This window comes from Okeania sp. SIO2F4, assembly GCF_010672385.1.
Taxonomy (GTDB): Bacteria; Cyanobacteriota; Cyanobacteriia; order Cyanobacteriales; family Microcoleaceae; genus Trichodesmium.
In genome coordinates, this window is the sequence record NZ_JAAHGT010000418.1 from 1 (window position 1) to 7,998 (window position 7,998).

The 7,998-nt window shown below is 39.2% G+C and carries 2 protein-coding genes; both read left to right on the plus strand.

Translation table 11 applies throughout. The annotated features are described in order from the left end of the window. The coding region (locus tag F6K22_RS23385) for a type I polyketide synthase (RefSeq protein ID WP_293103396.1) at positions 1–2,494 on the plus strand (2,494 nt) is incomplete at its 5' end. A gap of 8 nt (positions 2,495–2,502) precedes the next feature. After that, a partial coding sequence (locus tag F6K22_RS23390; RefSeq protein ID WP_293103398.1) for a type I polyketide synthase occupies positions 2,503–7,998 on the plus strand: 5,496 nt, incomplete at its 3' end.

Consider the following 7,998-nt stretch of genomic DNA (forward strand, 5'->3'; position numbering starts at 1 on the left):
ACATCCAGAATTAAAATGTTGCCAAGTAGACTTAGATCCTAAATCGAATGTTGCGGAAATTATCCCTGGTTTAGTAGATGAATTGTTTTCTAATAACAATGAAAACCAAGTAGCAATTCGTGATGGTTCTCGTTATGTAGCAAGGTTAGTACGGCAACAGAAGCAGAAATTGAGCGCAGACCAAAAACTGCCCATATTAGAAAATCAACCAGTAGAATTGAAGTTGTCTGAATATGGACTGATAGAAAACCTTGACTGGAAAGTAATGCAGCGCCGTCCTCCACAAGGAAATGAAGTAGAAATTCAAGTCAAAGCAGTAGGATTAAACTTCCGAGATGTACTCAATTCTTTGGGATTATTGAAAGAATATTATGCTGAGGTATTAGGTATTACTAATGTATCTCAACTGACCCTTGGCTTTGAATGTGTAGGTGTTATTGCATCTGTAGGAGAAAATGTTTCTCAGTGGCAAGTGGGAGATGAAGTGATGGCTTTGGTTTATAACGGATTTAGTAGCTTTGTTACTACTCCTGCTACATCAGTTCTGGCTAAACCAAAAGACATGAGTTTTACTGAAGCAGCAACTTTACCATTGACTTTTGCCACAGCTTGCTATGGATTACAACACTTGGCAAAAATTAAACCAGGCGATCGGGTATTAATTCATTCTGCTGCTGGTGGTGTAGGACAAGCAGCAGTTCAAATTGCCCTCCAAGCAGGTGCTGAAGTATTCGCTACTGCAAGTCCTCCTAAGTGGGAGTTTCTCAAGTCTGCTGGTGTCAAGAACATAATGAATTCTCGCAACTTAGATTTTGCGGATGAAATTATGAAGCTAACGTCAGGAAAGGGTGTAGATATTGTTTTCAATAGTCTGAATGGAGAACACATTGATAAGAGCTTTGATGTTTTAGCAACGGAAGGGCGATTTGTAGAAATTGGCAAAATTGGAATTTGGGATCGGCAAAAGGTAATGCAGAAGCGACCAGATGCTAATTACTTCCCGTTTGATATTGGAGAAGAAATCCAACAACAACCAGATTTAGTTGGCCAAATTTCAGACGAATTGAACCGCCAGTATGAGGAAGGAAAACTGAAAGAATTATCTTATAAGGTATTCCCTAGTACAGAAATAAAAGATGCCTTCCGATATATGCAGCAAGGTAAGCATATAGGAAAAGTGGTAATTACTATGCCAGAAACTGGAGATGAGCCAAAATCCTCAGAAACTGGAGATGAGCCAAAGTCTATCAAACCAGAAGCCAGTTATTTGATTACAGGAGGTTTAGGAAATTTAGGGTTAGAAGTAGCCCAATGGATGGTGAAAGGAGGAGCCAAACATATAGTATTAACTGGGCGTCGCAATCCTAATGAAACTGTACAAAAAATCATAGAGGAGATAGAAGAAGCAGGAGCATCAGTTACTGTTTTATTAGGAGATATTTCGAGTCAAGAGTCTCTCTCAAAAATATTAGAGGAAATATCTGCTTCCTTACCTCCACTCAAAGGTGTGATTCATGCAGCAGGTGTATTGGAAGATGGGCTATTGCGAAATCTAAGTTGGCAGCAATTTACGAAAGTAATGTCTCCCAAGGTGACAGGAACTTGGTATTTGCATGAGATGACCAAAGATTTATCACTAGATTTCTTTGTCTGTTTCTCTTCTATGGCTGCAATGATCGGAAATGGTGGTCAAGGAAACTACGCAGCAGCGAATGCTTTTATGGATGCATTAGCTCACTATCGTCGTGGTTTAGGAATGTCAGGATTGAGTATTAACTGGAGTACATGGGCTGGTGGAGGTATGGCTGCTAGCTTAGACAGTAGTCAGCAAAAACAATTAGAAAAGAGTGGTCTTACTGCAATTAAACCTGAACAAGGAATGCAGGCATTGGAGCTGTTATTACCAGGCTCATCAAGTCAAGTAGGTGTCTTACCTGTGAATTGGTCTGAATTTTTCAGGCAAACACCGACAGCAGAGAAAATACCATTGTTATCAGGGTTTGTGTCATCTAAACCAGCAGCTTCGACGATTCAAAAGAAATCTAGCTTTATTGAAGAATTAGAAGCTAAAGCTATTTCAGAGCGCATGGAGTTATTGACAACCCACATCCGTTCAATGCTGGCAAAAACTTTAGGTCTAGAGGATGCACAGAAAATTGGAATGCGAGAACCTCTATTCGATTTAGGATTAGATTCTTTAATGGCAGTGGAATTGAAAAATCGTCTAGAGTCAAGCTTAAATGTCACCTTAAGTTCAACACTCTTATTTGATTACCCTGTATTGGAAAAGCTAGTCAAGCACTTAGCAGATGATGTAATTCCTGTAAAATTTTCAGAAGAAACAGATGAAAAAGATGAGACTGAAAATGTAGAGTGGGAAACAGATGATTCATCAACAGACGACTCCGAAGACGACCCCACTCGTTATCAAGAAATGTCAGAAGATGATGTTATGGACTTACTAGCTAAAAAACTAGAATCTTTAGGAGGTTAAAATCACCAATGACTGACAGTAAAGGTAGCCAAAGTGTAGACTACAAAGCATTAATGGGAAATGCTCTTCGTCAGATAGAAACTTTAGAGTCTCAGTTAAAAACTTTAGAGTCTAAATTAAAAACTGTTGAAGATAAAAAGAAAGAACCCATAGCGATAATAGGTATGAGTTGTCGCTTCCCCGGTGGGGGAAATTCTCCTGAAGCCTTCTGGGAAATACTAAGTCAAGGAGTAGATACAGTCACTCAAGTTCCTCAAAATAGATGGGATATTAATGAGTACTATGATCCAAATCCAGATGTACCAGGAAAATCTATTACCCAGAATGGAGCTTTCATATCAGAGATAGAAACCTTTGATGCTCAATTTTTTGGTATTTCTCCTAGAGAAGTTCAAAGTTTAGATCCACAGCAACGGATGTTGCTGGAAGTTAGTTGGGAAGCAATAGAAAGAGCCAATATACATCCAGAAAAATTGTTAGATAGTCAGACTGGTGTATTTATCGGTCTTTGTTATACTGAGTATCTCCTTCATGTGGATAGCTTCCTTCATGTAGATGGCTTCAAAGGGTTATCAGCATATTGGGGAATCGGTAATGCTTTAAGTGCTGCTGCGGGACGTTTATCTTACTTTTTAGGATTAAAAGGACCTTCCCTAATAGTAGATACTGCTTGCTCTTCTTCATTGGTGTCCGTACATTTGGCTTGTCAAAGTATACGGAACGGAGAATGCGATATGGCTTTAGCAGGTGGTGTAAACTTATTGCTTTCTCCAGGAAGTAGCATTACATTTTCTAAAGCGAAGATGTTATCCCCTGATGGTAGGTGTAAAACTTTTGATGCTGCTGCTAATGGTTATGCTCGTGGGGAAGGATGTGGCATGATTGTGTTAAAGCGTCTATCTGAGGCTGTAGCTGATAAGGATAATATTCTAGGAGTGATTCGTGGGAGTGCTCTTAACCAAGATGGAGCTAGTGGTGGGTTAACTGTACCTAATGGGCCATCTCAGCAAAAAGTAATTCGTCAAGCATTGGCAAATGGAGGAGTAGATCCGGCAAGTGTGAGTTATATAGAAGCTCATGGTACGGGAACTTCCTTGGGAGATCCGATAGAGGTGGGAGCACTCGGAGCAGTATTTAGTAAAACTCATTCAAAAGAACAACCTGTGACTCTTGGGACTGTGAAAACCAATATTGGTCACTTAGAGGGAGCAGCAGGAGTTGCTGGTTTGATGAAGGTGGTGTTGCAAATGCAGCACCAGCAAATAGTACCATCTCTCCATTTTAATGAACCTAATTCTTATATTAACTGGTCAGCATTACCAGTGGAAGTATCGACTAAACTTACACCTTGGGAAACTAATGGTAAAAGTCGCGTTGCAGGAGTTAGCTCCTTTGGTTTTACTGGCACAAATGCTCATATAGTTCTATCAGAAGCACCTACTGAGGTTAAAAGTCAGAAGTCAGAAGTTATAAGTGAAAATTTTTCAGAGCGTCCGTTCCACTTATTAACTCTGTCGGCGAAAACAGAAGCAGCACTTTTGGAATTAGCCAGTAGTTATCAGAATCATATAGCAACTAATCCTCAATTAAAAATAGGTGATATTTGCTATACAGCTAACACAAGCAGGGCTAGCTTTAATCATAGATTAGTATTGATAGCTTCTAACGAAACACAATTACAGGAAAAACTAGGGAAGTACAAAGACGGAGAAGAAGTAACCGGGGTATTCTTAGGGCAACTACCCAATAGTGCCAAAATACCTAAAATAGCCTTTTTATTCACAGGACAAGGGTCTCAGTCATTGAATATGGCTCAGGAACTCTACGAAACAGCCCCAGTATTCCGAGCAGCATTAGACAAATGTGACAAAATTCTAGGAAAGCTAAACGGAAAGTCTCTAGTAGAAATTATCTATAAAGAGACACAACCATCAGTTCTCAACCAAACAGCTTATACTCAACCGGCAATATTTGCCATAGAATACGCTCTATATCAATTATGGCAATCATGGGGAATCAAACCCGATGTAGTAATGGGCCATAGCGTGGGAGAATATGTGGCAGCAACAGTAGCCGGGGTATTCAGTCTAGAAGATGGTCTGAAACTGATAGCAGCAAGGGGTAGGTTGATGCAAGAGCTGCCCGAAGGTGGAGAAATGGTATCACTGATGGCCTCAGAATCAAAAGTAGAATCAGTTCTAGCCCCTTACGCAGAAAAGGTAGCCATAGCAGCAATAAATGGACCGGAAAGTACAGTAATTTCGGGAGAAGGAGAAGCAGTAAGGTCAATAGTAAAGAGTCTAGAATCAGAAGGAATAAAAACGAAAAAATTAGAAGTGTCCCATGCGTTCCATTCACCACTAATGGAACCAATGTTGGGAGATTGGAAGAAAGTAGCGAATGAGATATCTTATAATCAACCCAAAATCACAGTAATATCAAACGTGACAGGAGGAGTAGCACAGCAGAACATAGCAACAGCGGAATATTGGGTAGCTCATGTACGGCAACCAGTAAGATTTGCGGAGGGAATGAAGACCCTAAATGAAGTGGGTAGCGAAGTGTTTGTAGAAATCGGACCAAAACCAGTGTTACTGGGAATGGGGCGTGATTGTTTAAGGGAAACAAAAGAGGAAAAACTGTGGTTGCCAAGTTTACGTGCAATAAAATCAGACTGGCAACAAATACTAGAGAGTTTAGGACAATTACATTTACAAGGAGTTGAAATAAATTGGTTAGGATTTGATGGAGATTACTCTCGCCAAAAAGTAGTATTACCAACATATCCTTGGCAAAGACAGCGGTATTGGATAAGCGATATTTCAATTTCTAAACAACTCAAGGAAGAAGTAGTTGGATCATTATCTGGAGAAGTAGACGGTAGCCCAAGCAAGAAAATAGCCTTCCTATTCACAGGTCAAGGTTCCCAATATCTGAATATGGGAAGGCAACTTTATGAAACTCAGCCGAATTTCCGTCAAGCTTTAGATGAATGTGCTGAAATTTTACAACCCTATCTAGAATATCCGCTCTTAGAAGTTATTCACCCTAAAAAAACAGAAAAGTCAAGTACCTCTTTGCTAGAACAAACAGCTTATACCCAACCTGCTTTGTTTGCAATAGAATATGCTCTCGTTAAGTTATGGGAATCTTGGGGGATTAAACCCAGTGTAGTTATGGGTTATGATTTAGGAGAATATGTGGCAGCTTGTGTGGCAGAAGTTTTGAGTCTGGAAGACAGTTTGAAATTAGTTGCTACGCGGGGAAGGTTAATGCAACAGTTACCATCTGGTGGTGAAATGGTTACTGTGATGGCATCAGAATCTCAAGTCACAGAAGCTATAGGAGAATATAGTTCAAAAGTGACAATAGCAGCCATAAACGCACCAGACAGTATTGTAATTTCCGGTGAAACTGAAGCGATCAAAACCATTTGTAAGAAGTTAGAAGCAAAGGGAATTAAGACAAATCGCCTACAGGAGTCCCATGCTTTTCATTCACCATTAATGGAACCAATGTTGGCAGAATTTGAAGCAGTAGCTCAGGAAGTAACCTATAGTCAACCTCGGATAGCAATTATTTCTAATGTCACCACTCAAATAGAGAGTTTAGAAATGACTACTGCCGAATATTGGGTAAATCATGTCCTACAACCAGTGAGATTTGCCGAGAGTATGAAAACTTTAAATGAGCAAGGATGTGAATTTTTCCTAGAAATAGGACCTAAGCCAATATTATTAGGGATGGGACGTCAATGTTTATTGGAAGAGAGCGGTATTTGGTTAACCTCATTAAATTCTGGAATAGATGAATGGCAACAGATACTCTCAACTTTAGGACAGTTGTATATACGGGGAGCTAAAGTAGATTGGTCAGGATTTAACCAAGATTATCGCTACCAGGAAGTAACCTTAGCAACTTATCCATATCAGCAAGAAAAACATTATTGGGTTGAAACTAGCAATTCTCAAGGTACATCTGTTGTAACTAAACTTCATCCTCTGATTAATCGAAAGTTTCAATCTCCTCTATCACAAGAAATCTTCTTTGAATCTGAGTTTAGTACCCAAAGCCTACCATTTTTAGCAGAACACCGTGTATATGAAAAAGTTGTAGTACCTGCTGCTAATCACATTTCCCTATTGTTAGCAGGCGCATCTCTAACATTTTCTGAAACCGGATGTCAACTAGAAAATATTCTATTTCCCCAAGCTTTAGCAATTCCAGAAGAAGGTATGCGTAATGTTCAGGTAGCTTTTACACCAGAAGATAGCTCATACTCATTTCAACTAATTAGTTTTGATAGCTCCTCTAATGGTAATGGTAATAATAATTCTTGGGCTTTACACGCAAAAGGAAAAATTTCTCCTACTGTGGAGCAGACGCAGAAATTGATAGAAACCATAGAAGAGATTAAGTCTCGTTGTACCCAAAAAATTGAAACTACAGAAATTTACCAGAATCTATGGGATCGACAACTTCAATATGGAGAGAGTTTCAGGTGGATGGATCAACTATGGTTAGGAGAAGGAGAAATTCTTTGCCAAATGAAAGTACCTGATAAAGTGTTAGATGCACTCAAGTATCAAATACATCCAGGCTTAATTGACTCATGTTTTCAGTCAGTAGCTGCACTTCACCTCAGTATTTCTCCTGACGACAATGAAACCTTTGTTCCCTTCAGTATACAGAAGTTTACTTTTTATCAGCGTCCTGAGAATAATTTGCTTTGGTGTTATACCCGTGAATTAAAAGATGGAGCAGCAGAAGCAAAACTACTCAAAGCAGAAATCCAATTATTTGATCGAGCAGGGAAATTAGTAGCTCAGGTTGATGGTTTTCAGGGAATGAAAGCAAATCCCAAAACACTACTGATGACTCTAGAGTCAGATTTAAGTGATTGGTTTTATGAAATCAACTGGGAAGCTCAAGCATTAACAAAAACTGCAAATGAAAATGGTTCTGGTAAATGGTTAGTATTTGCACATAAGAATGAATTGGTAGAATCAATCGGGAAGTATTTGCCAAACTATATTTGGGTATCCACTGGTTCAGAGTATAAGAAATTAGATGCTCAACATTATCAAATTAATCCCACCGTAGCCGAAGAATTTCCCAAACTGCTCCAAGATAATTCTGATATTAAGGGGATTCTGCACCTATGGAGTCTAACTGAAATTGAGGATTTACAAAAAGCTCAACAACTTGGTTGTGCAACAGTTCTACATTTAGTGCAAGCCTTAATTAAAGGGGGATTAACTAAAACAACACCAATGTGGTTAGTGACTCAAGGAACTCAGAGTGTATTGGATGCAGCAGAAGTAGTAAAACCCCACCAAGCATCTCTATGGGGATTAGGACGTGTTATTAGTCTAGAACATCCAGAATTAAAATGTTGCCAAGTAGACTTAGATCCTAAATCGAATGTTGCGGAAATTATCCCTGGTTTAGTAGATGAATTGTTTTCTAATAACAATGAAAACCAAGTAGCAATTCGTGATGGT